At 63.3% G+C, this 24,664-nt stretch carries 20 protein-coding genes; 12 read left to right on the top strand and 8 right to left on the bottom strand.

Annotated elements, in window-relative coordinates; translation table 11 throughout:
- The first annotated feature begins 30 nt into the window (after positions 1-30).
- Complete coding sequence (locus ACHMW7_RS03375) at positions 31-687, top strand: MarR family winged helix-turn-helix transcriptional regulator (RefSeq protein ID WP_395448965.1); 657 nt, start codon at positions 31-33, stop codon at positions 685-687.
- Here the strand turns inward: ACHMW7_RS03375 and ACHMW7_RS03370 are convergent.
- The 4 genes from ACHMW7_RS03370 to ACHMW7_RS03355 form a co-directional block, all read right to left on the bottom strand.
- On the bottom strand, positions 612-2,147 hold the full coding sequence (locus tag ACHMW7_RS03370) for an indolepyruvate oxidoreductase subunit beta family protein (protein WP_395448964.1): 1,536 nt from the start codon (positions 2,145-2,147) through the stop codon (positions 612-614). The genes ACHMW7_RS03375 and ACHMW7_RS03370 overlap by 76 nt on opposite strands.
- 17 nt (positions 2,148-2,164) lie before the next feature.
- Complete coding sequence (locus ACHMW7_RS03365) at positions 2,165-4,318, bottom strand: thiamine pyrophosphate-dependent enzyme (RefSeq protein ID WP_395448963.1); 2,154 nt, start codon at positions 4,316-4,318, stop codon at positions 2,165-2,167.
- Positions 4,319-4,684: 366 nt separating this feature from the next.
- Positions 4,685-5,488, bottom strand: coding sequence for a dimethylarginine dimethylaminohydrolase family protein (locus ACHMW7_RS03360; RefSeq protein ID WP_395448962.1), 804 nt, complete (start codon positions 5,486-5,488; stop codon positions 4,685-4,687).
- An 80-nt stretch (positions 5,489-5,568) separates the two neighbouring features.
- Positions 5,569-6,414, bottom strand: a complete 846-nt coding sequence (locus ACHMW7_RS03355) for an AraC family transcriptional regulator (RefSeq protein WP_395448961.1) — start codon at positions 6,412-6,414, stop codon at positions 5,569-5,571.
- A gap of 173 nt (positions 6,415-6,587) precedes the next feature.
- Here ACHMW7_RS03355 and ACHMW7_RS03350 point away from each other — a divergent pair, with 173 nt between their 5' ends.
- The 3 genes from ACHMW7_RS03350 (at position 6,588) to ACHMW7_RS03340 (ending at position 9,248) form a co-directional block, all read left to right on the top strand.
- Positions 6,588-7,838, top strand: coding sequence for a cytochrome P450 (locus ACHMW7_RS03350; protein WP_395448960.1), 1,251 nt, complete (start codon positions 6,588-6,590; stop codon positions 7,836-7,838).
- 17 nt (positions 7,839-7,855) lie between these two features.
- A complete protein-coding gene (locus ACHMW7_RS03345) occupies positions 7,856-8,176 on the top strand; it encodes a 2Fe-2S iron-sulfur cluster-binding protein (RefSeq protein ID WP_395448959.1) in 321 nt (106 codons plus the stop codon).
- Between the two features lie 118 nt (positions 8,177-8,294).
- A complete protein-coding gene (locus tag ACHMW7_RS03340) occupies positions 8,295-9,248 on the top strand; it encodes a ring-cleaving dioxygenase (protein ID WP_395448958.1) in 954 nt (317 codons plus the stop codon).
- Here the strand turns inward: ACHMW7_RS03340 and ACHMW7_RS03335 are convergent.
- Together ACHMW7_RS03335 and ACHMW7_RS03330 are read right to left on the bottom strand one after the other, a co-directional pair.
- Positions 9,232-10,797 carry a VOC family protein gene (locus tag ACHMW7_RS03335; RefSeq protein ID WP_395448957.1) on the bottom strand — a complete coding sequence of 522 codons (1,566 nt, stop codon included), beginning with the start codon at positions 10,795-10,797 and terminating at the stop codon, positions 9,232-9,234. The two genes, ACHMW7_RS03340 and ACHMW7_RS03335, sit on opposite strands and share 17 nt — an antisense overlap.
- A 132-nt stretch (positions 10,798-10,929) precedes the next feature.
- Positions 10,930-13,107, bottom strand: a complete 2,178-nt coding sequence (locus tag ACHMW7_RS03330) for a malate synthase G (protein WP_395448956.1) — start codon at positions 13,105-13,107, stop codon at positions 10,930-10,932.
- A gap of 169 nt (positions 13,108-13,276) precedes the next feature.
- Between ACHMW7_RS03330 and ACHMW7_RS03325 the strand changes: the two genes are divergently transcribed.
- Positions 13,277-14,209 carry a sugar phosphate isomerase/epimerase family protein gene (locus ACHMW7_RS03325; RefSeq protein ID WP_395448955.1) on the top strand — a complete coding sequence of 311 codons (933 nt, stop codon included), beginning with the start codon at positions 13,277-13,279 and terminating at the stop codon, positions 14,207-14,209.
- Positions 14,210-14,338: 129 nt separating this feature from the next.
- A complete protein-coding gene (gene puuE / locus ACHMW7_RS03320; RefSeq protein ID WP_395448954.1) occupies positions 14,339-15,745 on the top strand; it encodes an allantoinase PuuE in 1,407 nt (468 codons plus the stop codon).
- A 34-nt stretch (positions 15,746-15,779) separates the two neighbouring features.
- Here puuE and ACHMW7_RS03315 read toward each other — a convergent pair whose 3' ends face one another.
- Positions 15,780-16,490, bottom strand: coding sequence for a GntR family transcriptional regulator (locus ACHMW7_RS03315; RefSeq protein ID WP_395448953.1), 711 nt, complete (start codon positions 16,488-16,490; stop codon positions 15,780-15,782).
- Between the two features lie 331 nt (positions 16,491-16,821).
- Positions 16,822-17,577: an aspartate/glutamate racemase family protein gene (locus ACHMW7_RS03310; protein ID WP_395448952.1), complete on the bottom strand. Its 756-nt coding sequence runs from the start codon at positions 17,575-17,577 to the stop codon at positions 16,822-16,824.
- Positions 17,578-18,069: 492 nt separating this feature from the next.
- Here ACHMW7_RS03310 and ACHMW7_RS03305 point away from each other — a divergent pair, with 492 nt between their 5' ends.
- Genes ACHMW7_RS03305 through ACHMW7_RS03280 form a run of 6 tightly spaced genes read left to right on the top strand, consistent with a single transcriptional unit; the run spans position 18,070 to position 24,505 of the window.
- Positions 18,070-19,647: an ABC transporter substrate-binding protein gene (locus ACHMW7_RS03305; protein ID WP_395448951.1), complete on the top strand. Its 1,578-nt coding sequence runs from the start codon at positions 18,070-18,072 to the stop codon at positions 19,645-19,647.
- Positions 19,648-19,659: 12 nt separating this feature from the next.
- Positions 19,660-20,703 (top strand): ABC transporter permease, encoded by a 1,044-nt coding sequence (locus ACHMW7_RS03300; protein ID WP_395448950.1) that lies wholly within the window; start codon positions 19,660-19,662, stop codon positions 20,701-20,703.
- On the top strand, positions 20,700-21,554 hold the full coding sequence (locus tag ACHMW7_RS03295) for an ABC transporter permease (protein ID WP_395448949.1): 855 nt from the start codon (positions 20,700-20,702) through the stop codon (positions 21,552-21,554). The genes ACHMW7_RS03300 and ACHMW7_RS03295 overlap by 4 nt, the downstream gene beginning before the upstream one ends.
- A 1-nt stretch (position 21,555) precedes the next feature.
- On the top strand, positions 21,556-22,572 hold the full coding sequence (locus tag ACHMW7_RS03290; protein ID WP_395448948.1) for an ABC transporter ATP-binding protein: 1,017 nt from the start codon (positions 21,556-21,558) through the stop codon (positions 22,570-22,572).
- Between the two features lie 2 nt (positions 22,573-22,574).
- Complete coding sequence (locus ACHMW7_RS03285) at positions 22,575-23,393, top strand: ATP-binding cassette domain-containing protein (RefSeq protein WP_395448947.1); 819 nt, start codon at positions 22,575-22,577, stop codon at positions 23,391-23,393.
- A 23-nt stretch (positions 23,394-23,416) separates the two neighbouring features.
- Positions 23,417-24,505 (top strand): sugar phosphate isomerase/epimerase family protein, encoded by a 1,089-nt coding sequence (locus ACHMW7_RS03280; RefSeq protein WP_395448946.1) that lies wholly within the window; start codon positions 23,417-23,419, stop codon positions 24,503-24,505.
- Positions 24,506-24,664: the final 159 nt, after the last annotated feature.

The following is a 24,664-nucleotide window of genomic DNA, read 5'->3' as shown; positions in this document are numbered from 1 at the left end:
GTCGAACTCCATCGAGCCGAACAGGTAGCAATGGTCACGAAATACTTCATCGGGTCTTTCAGGGAAGCCGGCGATGGCAACCGCCTGCCCAGCCTTGGCGAAATCGGGCTCAATCGCTTCGCGCCGCATCTGATCAATCGGCTTTCGGCGAGCTACAATGCCAACCTGCAAGAGGTTCTGCGCCCGCTCGACCTGACCACGCCCAAGATGCGGGCGCTTTCGTTGCTGACAATTTCGCCCGGGCTGACGGTCAATGAACTGTCCTTCCTGGCCGTGGTCGAGCAGTCGACGATGAGCCGGACACTCGATTCGCTTGAGGAGCAGGGGCTGGTCCGCCGCCTGTCGCGGGCGGACGACATGCGGGTGCGCGAGATCCACATCACCGATGCGGGCCGCGACGCATTCCAGCAGTTCTGGCCGGTGCTGTTCGGCATTTTCTCGCAACTGTTCGACGGCATCGAGCCTGACGAGTACGACGCCTTTGTCGTCACGCTGCACAAGATCCTGCGTAACATGGACAAGCATAGCGTTGCCGATGCTGAAGCCGCTGCGAAGGCGGCCAACGGCAAGTCCGACAGCGAGTTCTTGACGCAAGAGCGGCCCGACAGCGATCAGGCCGCGAAGGTCCTGACTGTTGCCAGCGCGCCATCCAGCGACTTGCCGGCCTCGTCCTGCAGTGCCGCCTGAACGAGGCGCTTGAGCCAGGTTCCACCGTCCTCGCGCTGGCGCAGCATCGGCACCGCCGACAAAACCTTGTCGAATTTGCCCTGGCCGCGGCTGTGGGTGTCCGAATAGCCCTTGACCAGTCGGCGGCTGCCGATCACTGCAGCGGCCAGCTCATAGTTGGCAGGCAGCATGGCCGTGGCCGTATCCAGCCAATTCTTGATATGCGCCATCTCGCGCTTGTGACGCAGCATGGTGCGGCGCATCGGCTTCAGGCTCGACAGCGCATAAAGCGCCAGAAACCAGCCGACAGTCCCGGTGCGCACGCGCCGGCCCTTGCTGAACAGGCGCTCCAGCAGCTTGAGCAGAGTGGGCCGGTTTTCGATGAACCGCCCGAGCAAGGCCGGCATGGTGCCGACAACCTCCTCGGCGCGCGGATGCATGTATTCGGTAGTGTAGACGAGCTGCTCACCGGTTGCGCCGATCTCCTGGCGTACCCGCTCAAAGCGCTTCGAGCGGGTTTTCAGGTCGGCGACGCGCACGACGTCGTCATAGGCCATGGCGACCGCGAGGTACTTGGCGACCTCCTGGCTGAAGGCAAAATCCTTGGCTTCGCCGCCGGCATCGCGATCGAGCGCAAGCAGGCCCGACGCGGTGTCGAGATATTCCTCGGCATAACGCGGGTCCTGGAAATCGACGAGCTTCTTTGCACCGGCATAAAGCATCGGCGCCAGCACAGGCGGAAATTCCGAATGGATACGGTCGAGCAGCTGGTCGAGCTTTGGATGCCCGACCGAGAGGGGCGGTGCCGGCAGCAGCTTTTCCGGCTTCTTGGCCACCTTGTCGGGCTTGCCGTCGCGGGCACGGTCAAAGGCGGCGTGAAAGGCGCGCAAGCTGGCCTCCACGCCCTTGCCGCCGGCGCGCACCGCGTTCTCGAACGCCTCGCGTGCAAAGGGCAGAACATTGGCGCCGGCGAGTGCGCCGAACATCGCCGACGAGATCACGCTGCCATTCTTTTCCGCCAGCGTCTGCATGTCGAAGATGATCGACTTTTTGGCGGCGACGCCGAATGCGTCGACGACCGCCAGAGGATCGCCGGTGCCGTCGCCCGGCACTTCCTTTTCGCCGACCGCATAGGAGCGATGGGTGGAGGCGATCAGCGTCGTCCTGTCCGGCGTCACCAGCCCGCGAAGCATCGAGCGGCCGGCTTCCATGAATTCGGCGGCGAGCACGACATCGACATCGCCGGGCGTCGGCATCAAGGACAGCACCGGCATCTGCCCGTCCTTGGGTTTGAGCATCTCGACATAATAGATCGTCGCCCCGGTTCGCTGGGCAACGCCCGGCACCGAGGTTGATTGCGCGACCCAGCCCTCTGCCTCGGCAAGCGCCACCACCCAGTCGGCCAGCACGCCGCCGCCCTGCCCGCCCATGGCAAGGATGGCGATAGAGATCGGCTTATCGTCGGCGGATATGGTGGTCATCGGACTGCCCATGATGTTCACCCGAAGACCACGCGCCGGGCTTCGCGGCGGCGCTGCAGGAAGCCGATGACGGCGTTGCGCAGCTTTGCTGCGAAGCGGTCGCGGCGGGTCGGGTTGTAGATGATGTCGGCGCGGTAGAAGGATGGGCACAACACAGCCGCTTCAGAGACCTCGCCGCAATTGCCACAGCCAACGCAGGTGTTGTCGATGGCAACGACCGGATCGTCGCGCAGCGGGTCGTCGGTGTGCTTGAGCGACAGTGACGGGCAACCGGACAGGCGGATGCAGGCGTGGTCGCCGGTGCAGGTGTCCTCATCAACGCCGAAGCGTTCGCGCACCATGCGCTGGCCCGACTTGACCGCCTTGGAAAACAGCGGCTTCTCGCGCCGCTGGCGGTTGAGCATGCATTCCGAGGAGGCGACGATGATTTTCGGGCCTTCCTCCTTCGAGGTCAGCGCTTCCTTGAGCGTGTCGCGCATCTTGGCGACGTCGTAGGTGCGGTCGATCTGGCGCACCCATTTGGCGCCGATGCCCTTGACGGCATTGACGATGGAGTTGTTGGTCGAGCGCTCCGGATTGTCGGCGCGTGACGACAGGATGTCCTGGCCACCCGTCGCCGACGAATAGTAGTTGTCGACGACCATGATGACGCCGTCATGCTTGTTGTAGACGGCGTTGCCGACCGAGGTGGTCAGCCCGTTGTGCCAGAAGCCGCCGTCGCCCATCACCGAGATGGCGCGCTTGCCGGCGTCGACATTGAAGGCGGAAGCGGAGGCCGGGCCAAGGCCATAGCCCATGGTCGAGCCGCCGATGTTGAACGGCGGCAGGATGGAAAACAGGTGGCAGCCGATGTCGGCCGAGATGTGGTGCTCGCCGAGTTCCTGTTCGACCAGCTTCATGGCGGCAAAGATCGGCCGCTCGGGGCAGCCGGTGCAGAAGCCGGCGGGCCGTGCCGGCACGACAGCGTTGAGCGCCTTGACCTTGGGGTCGGCAAGAACGTCGTCGGCGCTTGGCAGCGGCGGGCGGTTGCCGAGCAGGGCAACGGCGTGTTCTTCAAGGAACGCTTGGACGCCGTTCATCAGCACCGCCGCGGTATAGTCGCCACGGATCGGCAGCACGCCCTTGCCGGCGAGCCTGGTGTTGATGTCGCGCCGGCGCAGGATGCTGTTCACCGCCTGCTCGAGATAATCGGGGTGGCCTTCCTCGACCATCAGAACGGCGCTCTTGCCGGCGCAGAATGCTGCCACCTCGTCGTCGATCAGCGGGTAGGTGACGTTGAGCACATAGAGTGGAATGACCGTATTGCCGTAGGAATCGGCGAGGCCGAGCAGCTGCAGGCCGCGCATGACCGAATTGTACATGCCGCCTTGCAGGATGATGCCGACGTCGCCTTCGTCGGGGCCGAACCATTCGTTCAGCTTGCGGGTTTTGATGAAATCGATCGCCGCGGGCCAGCGCTTTTCGATCTTCTCGCGATCATGCACGGTGATCGAAACCGGCGGCAGCACGATGCGGTCGAGATCGCGCACCGGGTTTTCGAGTGCTTCCTTGATGGTGAAGGCTGGGCGCTTGTTGTCCTTGGCGACGAACTGGCCATGAACATGACAGGCGCGGATGCGCACCTGCATCATCACCGGTGTATTGGAGGCTTCCGACAACTCGAAGCCATCCTCGACCGATTTGACGATCGACTCGAGATTGGGGCGTGGGTCGAGCAGCCACATCTGCGACTTCATCGCAAAGGCATGGCTGCGCTCCTGCGGGATCGACGAGCCCTCGCCATAGTCCTCGCCAAGGATGATCAGCGCGCCGCCCTTGACGCCGCTCGACGCCAGATTGGTCAGCGCGTCGCTGGCGACATTGGTGCCGGCGGTCGATTTCCAGGTCACGGCACCGCGCAGCGGATACATCACCGAGGCCGAGAGCATGGCGGCGGCGGCGGCCTCGGATGCGGACGACTCGAAATGCACGCCGAGTTCATCGAGCACCGGCTTGGCGTCGGCCAGCACGTCCATCAGATGCGAGATCGGCGAACCCTGATAGCCGCCGACATAAGACACGCCCGACTGCAGCAGCGCCTTGGTGATGGCAAGGATGCCCTCGCCGCGAAAGAGATCGCCTTCACCGAGCTTGAGGTCTTCGACCTCCCGCGCAAAAGACCGTTCCGCCATGTCGACCCTCCCAGGCGTGGCCAGATCGCCGCCACGGTGGCTCGACGTCCTTCGGGGCCGCCAGGCTTCCCAAGTGTCGAGCCACATATCTATGAATATGCATATTCATGAAAAGAGGCGAGGCTGTCAACCATTCAGACCCGCTTGGCTACTGATCCGATGGGCAATGCAAGCTTCAGCAACTCGCGGGACATATATGCGGTAGCATGGAATGTGCGTAACGCCGGCACTTTTGGCTGCAAATCGCCGCGCCACTGCCGGGCAAGCCATCTGGCGGCCCGAAAGCGCTTCGTGCTGCGATAACGCGGATGACCTCAAAGGAGGGTCGCGGAGACTTTTGCCCGCGCCGGCGCTCGAACCTGACCGCTAGCGCTGGCCTCGGTGCCAGCGCAGCGACATGCAGGACAGACCGGCGTCGATCTTGCCGATCTCGGTGGTCTTGAGCGCAACCACCTTGTAGCCGAGCTTGTCGAGCATCTCGATGGTTCTGGGATAGTCCGCGCCAACCATCACCACGTCGTTAACACGCAATGCGTTGGCGGCGGGCTCCTCGCCTTCGGGGATGAGCACCTCACGAAAACCCTTGAACACGCCTGAGCGTGCGAGCCGCTTGGTCGACAGCATGGTTTCGCTGTCGAGCAGCGAGCAGTCGCTCTTGAAATGCAGCACGCCCTCGGGCGTCTGCACGATCTCTGCCTTGCGGCCAAGCGTGGCCAGGCTTGCGATCAGCCCTTCGGCGCCGGCGCGATCGGTGCGTGCCGACAGCCCGATCATCACGCTCTTTGGCGCTGTCAGCACGTCGCCACCGTCGGCGAAGCCGGGCGCCGGCAGGTCGAGAACCGTCTCGAACATGTTTCTCAATGTCGGAGCGATCTCAGGCGTTTCGTTGACGCGGGTCTCCGCACCCGGACGCAGCAGGATGGCCCCTTCGGGAAAGACCAGTGCCGGGTCTTCGACAAAGATCGAATCCGGGAAGTTTTCCAGAGCCGGCAGCACGGTCACCTCGACACCCGCCGCACGCATGGCGGCGATGTAGGCGGTATGCTCGGCCTTCACCCCGTCAAAGGTCGGGTTGCCGCGATCGTCGGCGCGCAGGCCATTGACCACCGACCGCGCCGGCTCGCGCACGATGGCCGCGTTGAACTCGTAGACCGCTGGCTTGGATGTCATTTAGGTGCGCTCGTTTTCGGGGCAGATGCCTTAACGTGCCCGAATTGGCGGGGCCTGTCGACGGGGGGCATGCCGGCGAGCTACTGTCCCTGCGCGCGCCTGAATTCGCTCGGCGACTGACCGGCGATGCGGCGGAAGTCACGGCTGAAATGATACGGGTCGGCATAACCGCAGGCGAGCGCCACGGCTGATATCTTGGCATCCGACTCCGTCAGCAGGCGCTTGGCGAGGTTCATGCGCTCGTGGCGGATCCAGTCCATTGGCGTGGTGGCGGTCTTTTGCTTGAACTGCCGGTGAAGCTGCGATGCGCTGAGATTGGAGATTGCAGCCAGTTCTTCGATCTGCCAGTTGCGGGCGATGTCGGCGCGCACGTCGCGCATGACGCGTAACACGCGCTCGCCCCGGTCCTCGGAGCTCTCTTGTTCTCCGCGCTCGGCGACGAGCAATTCGACAAGCTGAGCGACGACGGCATTTGAAATGGCATCGGTCGTCTGCCCGCGCCGGGCGAGATTGCCGATGGCACGCTCAAAGCTGTCGGCACTGACTTGACCAATTGTGGCAAACAGCGGGTTGGCGGCTACGCGCAGAAACGAGAACACGGCATCGAGCCCATGGCCCTCGATGCTCATCCAGAGATAGTGCCAATGGTCGGCGTCGGGATGGCAGCCATGGGCATATTGCATCGACGTGTCGAGCCAGGCGATGGTCTGCGGACCGGCCGCGACCCTGCTGCCGCCGACCTCGATCAGACCGAGGCCTGAAAGCGTGTAGATCAGCGTATGATGGTGGAACCGCCGGGTGACGAAACCGTCGCGATGGGCAAAGCGTGTGCGCCCCGCGACCAGGATCTTGTAGGGATAAGCGTCCGCATGCCGGCCCGGCGTGTGGAAGAAGATCTCGTTGCTTTGGTCTGCCGGTATGGTCATTTTTGCGCAGGTTCTAACCTCGAAGGGCCAACTCCATTGTATCCGCACATAAACTGCGATGCGCGTTTTATCCAGCAATGCGCGAGTGGCATGCATTCACTTTGCCGCTTTTGCCGTTAGGCTCAATACAGCCAGTCGTCCTTGCGGCCGGCAATCCATTGATGGAGCGTTGGATGACCGCTACCCCGTCGGCAAGCGTGCATGGTCAGGCTTTCAAGCCGTTGTCCGCCACCTTCGCCCAGAACCCTTACCCGGACTATGCGGCGCTGCGCGACAAGGGCACGCCCCAGTTCTTCGCCGATTTCGACATGTGGTTGGTGACGCGCTTTGACGATGTTGCGGCGATCGCCCGCGATATCTCAATGGTGCGCTCGCCCGAATTTTTCATGTCCGAAGCAGAGATTACCGAGCAGAAGCGCCTGCAGAACTGGCTCGACATGCCGCACCATCAGCGCTTCGTGCAGTTTTCCATGCTCGACAGCGACGGCGAGGTGCACGACCGGCTGCGCAAGCAGGTGTTTCGCGAGTTCACGCCTGTTTTCATCGCCCGCCAGCGTGGCATGATCCAGAGCTTCGTCGATGGCCTTGTCGACAGTCTGATCGACAAGGGCGAGATCGATTTTGTCGAGGAGCTTGCCGCCCAGGTGCCCGGACACATCATCGGTCGCGTGCTCGGCGTGCCTGATGAGGATTGCCCGCAGCTGCGCGTCTGGTCGGAACGGGTTGTCCAGTTCTTCGACATCGACCGCTCCGACGCGCGCAAGGCGCTGGCCGAGCAGGCGACGACCGAGTTCTACCACTATCTGCTCGAGCTGATGGCCGAGCGCCGCAAGGCCCCTCAGGAAGACCTGATCACCCGGCTGATCGCGGCGCAGGATGCCGGCGCGCTCAACGAGGACGAGCTGGTCTCGACCTGCATGCTGATCCTGATGGCTGGCCACGGCTCGACAATCGACGTGCTCGGTTCCGGCATGCATGCGCTGCTGCGCTTTCCCGACCAGATGGCGCGGCTGAAGGCCGACCCCGGCCTGATCCACACCGCGATCCAGGAAATGTTCCGCTTCGAGTCGCCGCTGCCCTTCTTCCATCGCTACGCTACAAACGATGCGGTGGTCGGCGGCCAGAGCTTCCCGCGCGGTACCAAGTTTGGCCTGCTCTATGGTGCAGCCAACCGCGACCCCGCGCAATTCGACAACCCCGATACGTTCGACGTCGGCCGCAACCCGAACCGGCACCTCGCTTTTGGCGGTGGCGCCCATTTCTGCCTTGGCAACCATCTGGCGCGGCTCGACATGGAGGTGATCTTCACCACGCTGCTCAAGCGGCTGTCATCGATCTCGCTGGTCGACGCCGAACCACAATACAAGCGCGGACTGTCCGTGCGCGGCCCCAAGGTGCTGCGCCTGGCGCTGACGCCCGCCTGATTCCGGAGATTTTGTAGATGTACCGCGTAACCTTCATCAATGCCGACGGCCAGGCGACCGAACTCACCGCCCAGCCAGGGCAAAGTGTCATGTCGGTGGCGGTCGCCAACGGCATTGACCAGATCCTGGCCGAATGCGGCGGCTCCTGCGCCTGCGGCACTTGCCACTGCTATGTCGATGACGCCTGGACCGATCGCCTTTCGCCGCCTGATGACTCAGAGCAGGGCATGATCGAGTGCCTGGTGAACCCGACCGAGCGCAGCCGGCTGAGCTGCCAGCTCAAGATGTCGGACGCGCTCGATGGCCTGGTCGTGCATCTGCCGCGCGAGCAGTATTGAATTCCAGGCGGTGGCCTTCGTGCTGGCAAGGCGCCGACAAAGGCGGTAACCTTTCCCGAAGCTTGGGCGCACGCTGCCTGGGCGGCGCCGGCTCAGGCGCAGCAACCGGGAGGCCTCCATGGCACTGCAACTCACGGGCATACATCACCTCACCGCGATCACAGCCAACGCACCGGGAAACGTACGCTTCTACACCAGGACGCTCGGCATGCGACTGGTCAAGAAGACGGTCAACCAGGACGACACCAGCGCCTATCACCTGTTTTACGCCGACGGGAAGGCGAGCCCCGGCTCGGATCTCACCTTCTTCGACTGGCCGGTCGGGCGCGAGCGGCGCGGCACCCACAGCATCTCGCGCACTGGCCTCCGGGTCGCGGACGAGGCAGCGCTGTCATGGTGGCGCGAACACCTCAAGGCCGAAGGGGTCGACACGTCGGAGATCAGCGATGTCAGCGGCCACAGCGCTATCGATTTCGAAGATCCGGAAGGTCAGCGCTTCCGGCTGATCGATGATGGCGGCAGGGGCGGTTTCAACCCCTGGATGGGCAGTGTGATTCCGGTGGAACACCAGATCAGGGGCCTCGGCCCGATCACCATCAGCGTGCCCGACATCGCCAGCACCGAGACGGTGCTGACCAAGGTCATGAACACGCACAAGGTGCGCGACTACGCGTCTCCCGATGGCGTGGGCCAGGTTCACGTCTTCGCCATGGGCGAGGGCGGCCCGACCGCCGAGCTGCATGTCGCGGTACAGCCTAAGCTCGAGGCGGCCACGCAAGGCGCCGGCGGTGTCCACCATGTCGCATTCCGCACGCCAGACGTCGAACAGATCCACGAGTGGGCCGCGCGGCTGCAGGAGTTCCGGCTGCCCTCGAGCGGCGAAGTCGAACGTTATTACTTCCGTTCGCTCTACTTCCGCGAACCGAACGGCATCCTGTTCGAAATCGCCACCGACGGCCCCGGCTTCACCGTCGACGAGCCGCTGGAGAGCCTTGGCGAGCGTCTGTCGCTGCCGCCATTTTTGGAAGGCAAGCGCGCGGCGATCGAGGCCAAGCTCAAGCCGCTGACATAGTTCGAGCGGCGATCCATTCGCGCAGGATAGCAATGTCGGCATCGTCGAATCCGTGACCTGACGGAATCGTGCGAGCGTCGACAGCAGCACCGGCGTCGCGCAGCAGGTCACCCAGTTCCGGACCGAAGTTGCTGAACACGTCGACGTCTCCGGCAATCAGCAACACACCGGTGTCCGACAGATCGGCCGCCGGCGGCTGCTCCAACACCATCGCCGCCCGCAGCAACGCGGCGCGGAGGATCAGGTGCGGATGCAACAGCATCGTTGCCGCCAGCATGTTGGCGCCGTTGGAATGGCCGAGGAAGACGAGCTTGGCCGGATCAAGCCGGTAGGCATCGATGGCCCCGTCGATGAAGGCTGCCAGCGCCCCGGCCTCCGACCTGATGTCGGCCTGGTCGAACTTGTTGGCCGACAGCCTGCGGAACCAGCGCGGTGTGCCTTCGTCGGTGGCGCGGCCACGCAAGGCCAGAAGCGTCGCGCGTGGTGCCGCCTTCGCTGCGAAAGGCAGCAGGCTGGTCTCGTTGCCTCCCGAACCGTGAAGCAGGACGATCACGCTGCCGTCGGCATTTTCCGGCGTGTAGAAACGGTGGACGAAGGGCAGGTCGCGGTAGATCACGCGTTCTTCGCCGGGCCAGGAGAATTGCGGCAGCATCACCTTCAGCTCGTCGATCTTGTCGGCTCTGTCAGGCGGCACGAACAGATGCGTGCCGAGTTCGGTGGCGGGTTCGTCGACCGCCATGCCGGGGCCATCGGTCGCCAGTTCGAACAGCGTGCCGCCGGGCTCGCGGACATAAAGCGAGTAGAAATATTTGCGGTCGTGCATGTTGGTGATGGTCGAATTGCTGGAGGCGAGTTCGCCATGCACCCGCTCGACCTCGTCGGTGTCCTTGGCGCGGAAGGCGATGTGGTCGATGGTGCCGGTGCCCGGCGCGCTGGTCCAGAACCCCTTGGCATCCCTGATGTCGATGATGTCGCCGGTGTCAGAGACAAGCCGCTTGATGAACTCGGTGCCTTGCGTCGGCCGGTAGCCGAAATGGCGCGACAGGAAGCTTTCGGTCAGTTCGGGGACTTCGCTGAGGATAGTCGCGCCACGGATGCGGCGGATCGCCTGTTTGGCCGGAACGTCGCTGCCTTCCCAGACGGCGGGCGCTGGAAAACCACTGACGCCGACGAGCTTGACGATCACCCCGTCGGGATCCTTGAGCCGCAAGGTCGGCTCGCCCATCTCCTCCGAAGGGCCTGATATCTCGACATGGTGGGACAGCGCCCGCGTCAGCCAGAAGCCGATGCTGGATGGCTCGATGGCGAGCGAAATCTCGCTTGGCTGGCCATGGCCGAGACGCCCCTGGGCGCCGTCTTCCCAGACCAGGAAGGTGATCAGCGAGCCCGGATTGGCCACGCCGTCGCCATAGAACAGATGCAACTGGGTGGCGTCCTCATAACCGCCGGTTTGCTTGACCAGCCGCAGCCCGAGGAAACCGACATAGAAGTCGACATTGGCCTGCACCTTACGGGTGATGAGCGTGACGTGGTGGATTCCGGCGCTCATGTCGTGCTCCTGATCGATGTCTGCGTACGACATTCCACCAGCCTGTCATGCCGCGCAACCAATCAACGCGTGCCAAAGCAGAAAGGCCCAGTTCGATGAACCGGGCCTTCGCATTTCGGGTAGCCGTGTGTGTTATGCCGACAATGCCTTTGCCTCGCGGCGCCTGATATGCAGCACATGCTCGGTGTAGCCGTTGGGCTGGGTGCGGCCAGTGAACACTAGGTCTTCGGCCGCCTTGAAGGCCGGGCTGTCGAAGCCGGGCGCCAGCGGCTTGTAGCCTGCGGTCTCGGCATTCTGCGTGTCGACGACGACGGCCATGCGCCGCATTGTCTCGCGTACCTGCTCTTCGCCGACGATGCCGTGGCGCAGCCAGTTGGCGACATGCTGGCTTGAGATGCGCAGCGTCGCGCGGTCTTCCATCAGCCTGACATCGTCGAGGTCGGGCACGGTCGACACGCCGACACCTTGGCCGACCCAGCGCACGACATAGCCGAGCAAGCCCTGCAGGTTGTTTTCCAATTCCGCCTTGATCTCGTCGGCTGTGTAGCTGCGGGTCGCCAGCGGAATGGTCAGCAGGTCGGCAAGCGAGGCTTTTTCCCTGCCGCGCAGATCGTCCTGGACGGCTGCCACGCCGACCAGGTGATAATGCATGGCGTGCAGCACCGCTGCCGTCGGTGTCGGCACCCAGGCCGTGCTGGCGCCGGCGAGCGGATGGGCGATCTTCTTGTCGAGCAGCGCCGCCATCTGGTCGGGTGCTGCCCACATGCCCTTGCCGATCTGGGCGCGGCCGGGAAGGTTGCGGGCAATACCGACATCGACATTGTTTGCCTCATAGGCCTTGAGGAAGGTGGCATCAGCCATCTCGGCCTTGCGCAGCATCGGGCCGGCTTCCATCGAGGTGTGGATCTCGTCGCCGGTGCGGTCGAGGAAGCCGGTGTTGATGAACACCGTGCGGTCGCGCACCTTGGACATGCAGGCGGCGAGGTTGACTGATGTGCGGCGCTCCTCGTCCATGACGCCGATCTTCATCGTATATTTGGGCAGGCTGACAAGCTCTTCGATGCGCTTGAACAGCAGATCGGACAGGCCGACCTCGTCGGGGCCGTGCATCTTGGGCTTCACGACATAGATCGAGCCGGTGCGGCTGTTGCGCACGGTGTTTTCGCCACGGATGTCCTGTGCAGCACTGGCAACGGTGATCGCGGCGTCAAGGATCGCCTCGGGCACCGGCTTGCCGGCTTCGTCAAGCACGGCGTCGGTGAACATGTGGTGGCCGACATTGCGCACCAGCATGGTCGCGCGGCCATGGAGCACAAGTTTACCGCCGCCTGGCGTGGTGAAGACGCGGTCCTCGACCAGCTTGCGGGTGACGGTCTTGCCGTCCCTGGTGAATTCCGAGCTCAGGCTGCCATCCATCAGGCGCTGCCAGTTGCGATAGACGACAACCTTGTCTTCGGCGTCGACGGCTGAAACCGCGTCCTCGAGATCCATGATGATCGAGATCGCGGCTTCGATGACGACGTCGGCAATGCCGGCCGCGTCGAGCGCGCCGACTGCATGCTCGCGATCGAACACCAGCTCGATATGCAGGCCGTTGTTGACCACAAGCACGCTCTTCGGCTCATGACGTGGACCGGTGAAGCCGGCGAACTGGGCGGCTGACTTGAGCCCGGTCTTGCTGCCGTCGGCAAGCGTGACCTGCAGCTTGCCGCGCTCGACGATGTAGCCAGTGGCGTCGGCATGGCTGCCACAAGCCAGCGGCACGGCCTGGTCGAGGAATTCGCGGACCCGAGCGATGACGCTCTTGGCGCGGACCGGGTTGAACGCCTTGCCCTTCTCGGCGCCGTCGGTCTCGGCAATGGCGTCGGTGGCGTAGAACGCGTCGTAGAGCGAACCCCAGCGCGCATTGGCGGCGTTCAGCGCGTAACGGGCGTTGGACAATGGCACGACCAACTGCGGGCCGGCGATGGTGCCGATCTCGGCGTCGACGTTCTTGGTCGCGACCTGGTAGGCGTCGGCTGCGGGCGCTGGCACCAGATAGCCGATGTCGCGCAAGAACTGCTCGTAGGCGGCAGCGTCGTGCGGCTGGCCCTTGTGGTCGCGATGCCAGCTGTCGATCCTGGCCTGGAGCTCGCCGCGTATGGCGAGCAACTCGTGATGCCTGGGTGCGAGGTCGTGGATGATCTCCGAAAGGCCGCTCCAGAACGCCGTCGGCTCGAGGCGCGCCGAGGGCAGCACCTCCTGCTCGACAAAGGCGCGCAGTACAGGATGGACTGAAAGGCCGGCGACGCTTTCATAGGTCTTGGTCATGGGAGGCTCCTTCGATACGCGCGAGGCGCGGTAATAGCATCTGATGACAGCGATTGTATCCATTGACAAGCATTTTTTGATACAAGATAGTATCCAGGAGCCCGGCTTGCCGGGATCGCCTGCGCTCAGGCGATCGCCGCGTAGCCACCTTGTCCTGCGAGATGACAGCATGATCGGCATCATCAAGAGTTCTCTGCCGGACGGCCGTAACATCGGAGCGGTCGCAGCGCTGCAGGCTGCAGCGAAACTGGGACAGCGGGGCCTGCTGTTCAACTCGCTCTTCGACATCAGCCCGACGCTGGATCCGGCTGAACTGCGCGCCGTTCGCGAGGAGGCCGACCGGCTGGGCCTGGAGATTTCGTCGATGCTCGGCATCGTCAATCCGGCATTGCACGTGCGATGCCAGCCTGTCATCGACGCTGGGTCAGGCGATCTTGAGGGCGGAATCAAGCGCCTGATCGAGCTTGCCGCCAGCATCGGCATCCACGACATGTTTTTCATCATCGGCATGATCGAGGACCGTTTCGAGGCACCGGTCAGCTGGAAAAGCCAGGTCGATGGCGTTGCTGAAATGCTCTCGCGCTGCGCGCCGCTGCTGCGCCAGTACGGCTCGAAGCTGCTGCTCAAGACCCATGAAGAGATCACCACGGCCGAGGTTGTCGCTTTGGTCGAGAGGGTTGGACCTGACGTGCTGGGCGTTGCCTTCGATCCGGTCAATGTCCTGTGCCGTCTCGAGGATCCGGTCGCGGCTGCTCGACGCGTTGCGCCTTACGCCGCCCAGCTCTATGTCGACGATGCCGTCATGCGTTTCCAGGAAAATGGCGTTCGCCGCTTCCTCGCGCCGCTTGGCGAAGGTTTCGTCGATTGGGATGCGATCAGGCCATTGATGCCGGATGCGAAAGTCTGGATCGAGATGCATGCCGGCCAGTTTGCCATGCCGGTGTTCGACCCGGATTGGCTGCGCGCTCAGCCTCCAATCGCGCTCGACGAATTTGCGTCGGTGCTGGCCATGGCGGCGAAATTTGGAACGCGCGAGGTGCTCTGGGATCAGGCCACGCCTGTCGCGCGGCTGACACAAGCATTGCGTAGATGCCTGCCATAGCCTTTTCGCCAGATTATTGGATACGATTTTTACAGTGACCCGCATTTGAGGCGTCGGGATTTTGCCGGCGTCGAACGTCAACACACAGTCATTCGCGCGGGAAGCGACCGCGCACCCAAGGAGGCCTTCATGCGATACCCCCGCGACATGCGCGGCTACGGCGCCAATACGCCCCACGCCAACTGGCCAGGCGGCGCCAATGTCGCCGTGCAGTTCGTGCTCAACTACGAGGAGGGCGGCGAAAACAACATCCTCCATGGCGACGCCGCCAGCGAGGCCTTCCTGTCGGAAATCCCGGGTGCCGCGCAATGGCCCGGCCAGCGCCATTGGAACATGGAGTCGGTCTATGAATATGGCGCCCGCGCCGGCTTCTGGCGGCTGCACCGACTGTTCACCGACCTCGACGTGCCGGTCACCGTCTATGGTGTCGCCACCGCCTTGATGCGTGCGCCCGAACAGTTGCGCGCCATGCAGCAGGCCGATTGGGAAATCGCCAGCCACGGCTACAAATGGGTCGAGCACAAGGACATGCCGGCCGACGAGGAGCGCGCCCAGATCAAGGATGCGATTCGACTCCACACGCTGGCCACGGGCGAGCGCCCGACCGGCTGGTACACCGGCCGCAGTTCGTTCAACACAGTCGATCTGGTCTCCGAGGAAGCCGGCTTCGACTACGTCTCCGACACCTATGATGACGACCTGCCTTATTGGCGCGAGCATCAGGGCAAGGAGCAGCTGATCATACCCTACACGCTCGAAGCCAATGACATGCGCTTTGGTACGCCCAACGGTTTCAATTCGGGCGACCAGTTCTTTGCCTACCTCAAGGACACCTTCGACTACCTCTACGCCGAAGGTGCCGCCGGTCGGCCGAAGATGTTTTCGATCGGCCTGCATTGCCGCCTGGTCGGCCGCGCCGGCCGGATCGCAGCTCTCAAGCGCTTCATCGAATATGTGCAAGGCCACGACAAGGTCTGGATCGCGCGCCGCATCGACATCGCCCGTCACTGGGTCAAGGAACACCCTTATGTAAAACCGAAGCTGGTGCCCTCGCAGATGGACCGTGCAAGCTTTGTCGAGAAATTCGGCCAGTGCTTCCGCAACGGTGAGCTTCTCGCCGAGCGCGCCTTCGAAGGTGAACTCGGGCCGGTCAACGACAGCGCCTACGGCCTGTTCTTTGCGTTGCGCACCCAGTTCCGCGCCGCGAGTGATGCCGAAAAGCTGGACATGCTACGCGGCTACACGCCGCTCGATCCGCGCATCAAGGCGGCGAGCATTGTCGCTGATGAGAAGGATGCGAACAGCCTCGACGTCATGACCGGCGGTCAGCAGCAGCTGTTACTGGAATTGCTCGGCGCCTATGTCGAGAAATTCGGCTTCGGTGCCATCTTTGTCGTGCGCAACTACACCACGGAATCCTTGCTGGCTTCGCTGGGCGCGCGGATCAAGACGGACCGCGAGGCTGAACTTGCCGCCACCTATGGCGAGGTCGAGCGACTGGCGGAGATCCAGGTCGAGGCGCGGTTCGCCGAATGACTGGCAAAGGGGCCGGCGCAAGCCGGCCCCGACCTCAGGCGTAACGTGACAGGATTTCGCTGAGATTGCGCTTGGTGCGCTTGGTCTGGCCGATATTGGCCTGCTCGAACACCTGCTGCAGATGCTCGATGATCGCATCGGCACTTGCCTTGGGGTCGCGGGCCCGCAGCGCATGCAGGATCGCCGCATGCTCGTCGACGCTGCAGTCGGTTTCCTGGTGCGTGCTATGCTGGGCGAGGATCAGCGATGTCCGTGAGATCAGCGACTTGAGGAAACCGGCGAGCACCTCGTTGCCGGCCATCTGGGCGGCGAGCAGATGGAACTCGCCCGACGCCACGATCGCCGCCGTATGATCGCCGGCGTGTCGGATGCTGTGTTCCTTTTCGAGGTGCTGCTCCAGCATCCCGATCTGCTTGTCGGTGACGACGGTTGCCAGCTTGGAAAAGATCTCGCGTTCGATGGCGTTGCGTGCCTCGAACACCTGGCGCGCTTCCTCGGGCGTCGTGCTGGCGACGAAAGCGCCGCGATTCTGCCGGAACTCGACGAGCGACTCGGTGTGCAGGCGATTGAGCGCGGCGCGCACGATGGTGCGGCTGACGGAAAACAGCGCGCCGATCGATTCTTCACTGAGTTTTGTGCCGGGCGTCAGCTCACGCGCCAGAATGGCCCTGAACAGAGCCTGGTAGATCGCATCGATCTTCGATCCGGCTTTCTCGTCGAGATCAGTATTAGCAGCTTTCGCCATTCCCTCACCAGCCAGTGTTGTACAGGCAGCGCGTAACAATGCTACGTCTCAGATGCATCGGCGCACGGCGGAAGACAAGTGGAATGCAAGCCTTGCTTCGTTGTTCGTTTTATATTAGCCGGTATCGCACGATGCAGCCGGCGTGCCATGGCCGCCGTTTTTCCTCCGCTGCAAGCCTGGCGCAGGCGCCTTCTTTGCATTGCGGCCACTCTAGCACATGTTTTCTAATACAATAGCGAAAACTATTGCACGCAATTGTAAGCTGTTTTGAGTACGATTTGAAAATGAGCTGGTTTTCAGCCTGTCACGTCGCGCAAAGCCGTGAAAAGCGCTATCGCCGCCCATTGCTACGCCGCCGGGTTGCGGGCCATCCACCAAGCGCATCCGCAAGGAAAGTCGACAGGCCGAAGGTCTCGGTCGTATCGGCCGGGGTCTCCGTCATTGCTACCTCAGGATTTGCCGCCAGGCGCAAGGCCTTGCCGACGGCGATGCGGTGAGGGTCGAGGATCGGTGTCCGCGACGAGGCGATGACCTCGGGCAGGATGGGGATCAGGCCAGCTCCACCCAGGACGATACGCTCGGCGCCGAGGCTTGCAGCCTCTTCCGCCAGGAAGTCGGCGATAGCCTGTGTGTCGTCCGCCACCGCTTCGATGGACCGGAGGCCGGCAATCTTGGCGCCGAGGCCGAGCTTCAGAACCAGTTCGCCGAGCATTTCGCACCATACCGCACCGTTGGTCGAAACAAGCGAGGTTCCCGGTAGCGCGGCGGCGGCCAGGAGGCCGGCTTCGGCAAAGCCGATGACAGGCAATCCCGTCATCTCGGCCAGCGCCTCGCGGCCGGGGTCGCCGAAGCAGGCAAGCACGATCGCGTCAGGCTTGGCGCCTTCGGCAAGCGCCTTGGCGGCGGCGTCGAGCACCGCGTGTGCGGCGATCGACACTGCAACGCGGGTCGAGATGTAGCTGAAGCCGAAACTTGCCGTCACCGTTTGCACCTGTGCCGAGCCTGCAACCTCTTCGCGCACAAGTGCGTCGATGACCTGGCTGACCTCGCTCGAGGTGTTGGGATTGATGACGAGCAGGCGATGCATCGATTTCCTCTGGGCATAACGGACTTTGCTGCCGCCCCGTGCCCGGCATTGGCAGCCGAACAGCGACTTGGAACTGACGGCGGCCGCACTCATCGACGAGCGCGGCCACCCGCAGCTTCGTAGCGATATCATTGTATCACATACCGTGTAAAGTTTGTATCCATAAATTGGATGCAGCTCCGCAATATGAAGCAGCCGATTGCCTTCGAGATCTCCGTTTGCAGTATCGAAAATGGCAGCGTTGGTGCCGATCCAAAGTCGCATTTGGACAGGCCAATCGGCAGGAATTTTTTACCGGGGCGGTTGTCACTGTCCAGATTATTTGGATTAATTCATTGTTTTGAAATGGACTTTTTGCCAGGCGCGTCGGTCGTGGCGCGCGCATTCGCAACGTAACATTTATGTATCCACTGGCGGAAAAATCGGATACAAAAGAGATGGGAGTGCCTTTGCGAAAAGGCAGAGTTAATTCAGCATATGGGAGCGACAATCATGCATGCTTTCTTCTCGGCCTTCTCCGCGCTGTCGCACAGCCGGCGGCAGTTTCTGGCGACCGTTGGCGGCGCTGCACTGGCGATTTCGGTCGGTTTCGGTGGTCAGGCGGCATTTGCCGCGGATCGCCAGCACACGATCATTGTTGGCCTCGGTGGCCAGATCAACACCCTCGACCCGCTGCGCGCCGACTACAACCAGACCAACACCATCATCAGCGCCGTCTACGATACGCTGGTGACTTATGACGACACCAAGCTGGTCGGTTCGCTTGCTACCGAATACGCCTATTCAAACGACGCCAAGTCGATCACCTTCACGCTTCGCCCCGATGTGAAGTTCCATGACGGCACGACGCTGACCGCCAAGGATGTCGCTTACACGCTCGACCGCCTGAAGCGCCTCGGCACCGGTGTCGCGTCGCTGATCGGTGGTTATGAATCGACTGAGGTGACCGACGATACGCACCTCACCATCAATCTTTCCAAGCCCAACACGCTGTTCCTGCCGTCACTGAGCAAGGTCTACATCCTCAATTCGGCGGTGGTCGAAGCCAACAAGGGTGCCGATGACGGCCAGGGCTGGCTACAGGCGCATGATGCCGGTTCTGGTGCCTATGTGCTTGGCGACCAGTCGCAGGCCGTTGTGATCGACCTCTTCCCGGGCTACTGGGCCGCTGAAGCAGGCCGTCCCGAATCGATCGTCTTCCGCCGCATCGACGAAAGCTCGACGCGCCGCGACGAACTGCGCGCCGGCAACATCGATGTCGCCTTCGGCTTCGCCGACCGCGACGCCGCCGCCATGGCCACCGACCCGGCGCTCAAGGTGGTGCCGATCAACACCAGCTACCAGACCGAGGTGCTGTTCAACACCAAGGTCGGCCCGACCGCCGATCCCAAGGTGCGCAAGGCGCTGCGCATGGTCTACGACTATGCCGGCGGCCTGCGCGGCATCCGCGGCGGCAACGGCAAGATCGCCAATGGCCCGCTACCAGCCCGTCTCGACTGCCGCCCTGAGTTGCCCGAGGTAAAGCGCGATCTCGAAGCCGCCAAGGCGATGCTCGCCGAAGCGGGTGCCGCCAACCTGAAGCTCAAGATGAATTTCCAGCCGGTGTTCGAACTGCAGAAGCAGGAAGCGACGCTGTTCCAGTCCAACCTGCGCGAGATCGGCGTGGAGCTCGAGCTCGAGCCCATCGCCTTCCCGAACTACCTGGCCAGCCTGAAGGATACGAACTCGATCCCGCAGATGATGCTGCTCGAAGACTTCGCCCAGTTCCCGGATGCCGGCATCATGCTGGTCAAGGGCTACAAATCGGACGCCATCGGCACCAACCGCACCGGCTATGCCAACCCGGAGGTCGACAAGCTGCTCGACGAAGCGCTTGCCACCGCCGACGACGCCAAGCGTTGCGACCTCTACAAGCAGGTCCAGACCATTCTCGACAATGACTCCGTCATGGTTGACATGTATGGTGTCTACAAGCCAGCCGCCTACCGTGTCGGCACGCTTGCAGACCTCAAGGCCAGCATGCTCGCCACGCCCGCCGAGCCGGCGGACTTCCGGCTCGCCAAGCCGTAAGCGAGGTCTGAGATGCTCGCGTTTCGCGCCTATTCCTGGTTTCTGTCCAGGCGCCTGGGCCTGACACTTTTGACCCTTTGGGGGCTGGCATCGCTGGTCTTCCTGATGATCAAGCTGATGCCCGGCGACGAGGCCCAGATGGCCGCCGGCGCCGACGCTTCCGCCGCACAGATCGAGGCGGTACGTGAGAGGCTGGGGCTCGATGCCCCTGTCATCATGCAATATATCAGCTTCCTGGGTCGCCTGTTGCGCGGCGACCTGGGCACCTCCATCGTCACGCTGCAGCCGGTGCTGTCCGATCTCGAAAAGGTGCTTCCCAGCACGCTCGAGCTTGTTGTCATCGCCATGCTGCTCAACCTGGCGGTCGCCATTCCGGTGGGCATCATCGCGGCCTACCGCCAGGGCGGCATCTTCGACAATGTCAGCCGCATCACTGCCGTCATGCTCGGCGGCATGCCCGCCTTCTGGCTGGCTCTGGTGCTTCAATATCTGCTCGGCAGCGTCTGGCGCGTGGTGCCGATCTCGGGCCAGCAGGGCTATGGCATGGCCTCGCCGGTCTTGACCGGCGCGCCGACGCTCGATGCGCTGATGGCCGGCAACATTGCCGGCTTCTTCGACACCCTCCACCACATCATCCTGCCAGCGGCGGTGCTTGCGGCGCTGTTCGCAACGCAGATCTTTCGCACCTTGCGCGCCTCGCTGCTCGGGGTTTTGCGCTCGGACTTCATCATGGCTGTCCGCGCCAAGGGCGCCACCGCCCGCCACATGCTGGTGCGCCACGCTTTGCCCAACAGCCTCAATCCGGTGCTGACGCTTTCGGGCACCCAGGCCGGCGCGATGATCGGCTCGGCCGTGCTGGTCGAGACCGTCTTCGCCCGCCAGGGCATCGGCGCCTACATGTTCAACGCGGTCGCCCAGAAGGACGCTTTTGCGGTGCTGGGCTCGGTGATGTTCATCGGCACGGTGGTCTGCCTCGTCAATCTCATCGTCGACATCATGCAGCTGCTGGTCGATCCGCGCATCCGTGCTGCTCAACTGGGGAGCCGAAGCCAATGACCGCCCCTGCCATCGCCCAGCCGGCAACCCGGCGCAAGGACGGCTTCTCGGCCTTCGAGATTTCCGTCTTCACACTGGTCATCGCGCTGCTCGCCATCGCCTTGCTTGGCCCGCTTTTCGCACCCGACAGCATCTACAATTCCGACATCGCCAACTCGCTGATGCCGCCAAGTGCCGCCAACTGGTTCGGCACCGACGATCAGGGCCGCGACGTGTTCTGGCGGCTGCTCGTCGGCGCCCAGACGACGCTGCTCTCGGCCTTCCTGGTGGTGACGCTCTATTCGCTGATCGGCGTCACAATCGCCACCGTTGCCGCGGCTGGTCCGCGCTGGCTCGACGAGGCGCTGATGCGCGTCACCGACATCGGCCTGGCCCTGCCGGGCATGATCGTGGCGCTCGGCTTTGCCGCCGCCATGGGCGCCAGCCTGCGCTCGGCCGTCATCGCCATGGCCATCACCGGCTGGCCGATCACCGCCCGCATGCTGCGCGGCATCATGCGCCAGACCATGGAATCGCCTTTCGTTGCCGGCGCCCAGGTACTCGGCGTGTCGAAATGGCGGCTGATGACCAAGCATGTTCTGCCCAATTCGCTCGACGTCCTGATCGTCAAATGGGCCGGCGACATCGGCACCACGGTGCTGGTGCTGGCGAGCCTGTCGTTCATCGGCGTCGGCGCCCAGCCGCCAAGTGCCGAGTGGGGCGCCACTATCGCCAGCGCGCGTGGCTATGTCTCCACTGCATGGTGGACGGTCGTCGCGCCTGGTGCCGCTGTCGCCATTACCTCGATCGCCTTTGGCCTTCTGGGCGACATCATCCAGGTCCGCCGCGACCCGTCCTTGAGGGGGAACTGAGATGAAGACAGTGCATCCCTTGCCTGACGAGGCTTCCGTGATCCCGGTCCGCGCTCCTCTGATCACCGTCGACAAATTGACCGTCGACATGCCGCTGGGGCGCAGTGGTTCAAGCGTCCGCATCGTCGACAATATCGACTTCACTATTGGCGTCGGCGAGCGCGTCGCGCTTGTCGGCGAGTCAGGCTCTGGCAAGTCGCTGACGGCGCGCGCGCTGATGCGCCTCGACCGCCTGGCGAAGCTGTCGGGCAGTGTCGATTTTGACGGCACCGACCTGCTCAAGCTGTCTGACCGCGAAATGAACAAGCATCGCGGCAACTCCATCGCCATGGTCTTCCAGGACCCGATGAGTTTCCTCGATCCGCTGATGACGATCGGCGACCAGGTCGCCGAGACGCTGCGCATTCGTGGTGTCGGCAAGGCCGAGGCGCGCAAGCGTGCGCTGGCCGTGCTGGACGAATTGGGCGTTGACCGCGCCGTCGAACGGCTGGATTCTTATCCGCACGAATTCTCCGGCGGCATGCGTCAGCGCGTTGTGTTGGCCATGGCGCTGATCGGCGAACCGCGCCTGCTGATCGCCGACGAGCCGACGACTGCACTTGATGTGCGCGTCCAGGATCAGGTGCTCGACCTGCTCGACGATGTGTCGACCCGGCGCGGACTGGCGGTACTTTTCATCACCCATGATCTCGGCGTCGTCGCCGGGTTCGCCGAGCGGGTGATGGTCATGTATTCCGGCCGCATCGTCGAGGATGGTGAGGTCGGCAGTGTTTTTGCCAAGCCGAGCCATCCCTATACACAGGGGCTGATCAAGGCCGTGCCGCGCATCGACCAGGATCTGCACCAGCTCTACGCCATACCAGGCGCCCCGCCGCCACCCTTGGCTCGGCCAAGTGGCTGTCCGTTCCACCCCCGCTGCGACAAGCGTTTCGACCGCTGCGACAAGCAGCTGCCGGCGCTGCTGCCGATCGGCATGACGCGCGTTGCCTGCCACCTCCACGATGGGAAGGGTGTCTGACCATGCTTATGTCCATCGACCGCATCAGCAAGTCTTACCACGCCTTCCCCAATCCTCCGGCCAAGGTGCTGCACGACGTGTCGATCAACGTCGACGATGGCGAGGCCATCGGCCTGGTCGGCGAGTCGGGCTCCGGCAAGTCGACCATCGCCAAATGCATGCTGGCTTTGATCAAGCCGGAAGAAGGCGCCATCACGTATGACGGCATCGACGTCGTGCATGCCAAGGGCGAGGAGCTCAGGCGCTTCCGCCGCGAAGTGCAGATGGTCTTCCAGGACCCCTATGGCAGCCTCAACCCGCGCATGACGGTGGAAGAGCTGATCGGCGAGGGCATCCTGATCCACAAGCTCGAGCCGACCGCCGCCGCACGGCGCGCGCGTGTCGCCGAGATGATGGAGATGGTCGGCCTCAACCCCAATGACATGGACCGCTACACGCGCTCCTTTTCCGGCGGTCAGCGCCAGCGCGTCGCCATTGCCCGCGCGCTGGTCATTCGCCCGCGCATCCTCGTCTGCGACGAGCCGGTGGCCGCCCTCGACGTCTCGGTCCAGGCGCAGGTCATCAACCTTTTGCAGGACATGCAAAAGAAGCTGAACCTTGCCATCGTCTTCGTTGCCCACGACCTCGCCGTAGTTCGTCACCTCTGCGAAAAGATCGTGGTGCTGCACAAGGGCGTCGTGGTGGAGCAGGGCACGCGCGAAGAGATCTTCGACCGACCGCAAAATGCCTACACCCAGTCGCTGCTTGCTGCCGTGCCCGTTCCCGACCCCGTTGTCGGCCGCGCCCGCCGCGCCGCGCGTCGCCTCGAACCTGCCAACTGACATAGAGAATAAGGAGACTGCCGATGCGTATCGGTGTCGACGGCCGCAAGATTCCCGAAGCCGTCAAGCGCGGCCCGGTGGCCAGCTTCGATCATGCCAGAGAACTGGGCATGGAAGGCCTGTTCTTCCGCACGGTGCTCGACATGAGCCCGACGCTCGACGCCGGCTACCTCGGTGAAATCAAGCAGCGCGCCAACGAGCTCGGCATGTATCTCGAAACCGGCCTCGGCAAGGTCAATCCCTACGCCACGCCGGAGGCGCCCGAGCTTCGCCTGATCGGCAACGGCGACATCGTGCTCGGCTTTCGCCGCATGATGGAGGCCTGCGCCGCCATCGACTGCCGCGAATTGTGGGTGGCGACCGCCAATTACAAGCCGGCCTATACCGGCCGTTTCGCCTATGACCGCTTCCGCACCGATGTCACCTGGCGCGAGCAACTCGACGCCACCGCGCGTTTTCTCAAGAAGCTGGCGCCGATCGCCCGCGACCTCGGCATCCACATGAACCTCGAGACCCATGAGGAGATCACCTCCTTCGAGTTGGTCCGCCTCGTCGAGGAAGTCGGACCCGACACGACTGGCATTGTCTTTGACACGGCGAACGTCCTGCAGCGTGCCGAACACCCGGTCTGGGCGGCCAAGCGCGTCGCGCCCTATGTCCGCCAGACCCATATCAAGGACGCGCTTATCGCTTATGACGGCGACGTGCTCGATTTCCAGATGCGCCCCTGCGGTGGCGGCGTCGTCGATTTCCGCGAAATCATGCCGATCATTGCCGAAGCCAATCCCGACGTGAACCTGTCGATCGAAAACTACGAATCCTTCTCCGACCGGCCGCGCAATCCGCCCAAGATGATCATCGAGATCGCCGATCCGAAATGGCTTGAGGGTCACCCCGACCTGAGCGTCGAGGAATATGCCGCTTATCTCAAGATGGTGCAGGAATATGCCGGCCGCATCGCCCGCGGCGAGGTCATGGACCGCGCAAGCTTCGCCGACTGGGCGGTGAAGAATTACCACTATGACGAGACTGTCGCCTACATCAAGGACAGCGCCGCCCATGTCAGGGGCATCTGCGAGGAGCTTGGTCTGCCGCTGAAAAAGGCGGCGTAAGCCGGTTCATCGACTGCCAAAAGAAAACCCGCGGAAGGCAGCTTCCGCGGGTTTTCTGTTTCTGAGGCGCGGCGGAGAGGGGGCATTTCCACGACAGCGGTCCAATCACGCCGGAACGGCCCGAAAACGAAAGGCCGCGCTGTGAGCGCGGCCTCTTCA

This window comes from Aminobacter sp. UC22_36 (assembly GCF_044056035.1).
Classification (GTDB): Bacteria; Pseudomonadota; Alphaproteobacteria; order Rhizobiales; family Rhizobiaceae; genus Aminobacter.
This window is presented reverse-complemented; position numbering and strand designations above follow the sequence as displayed.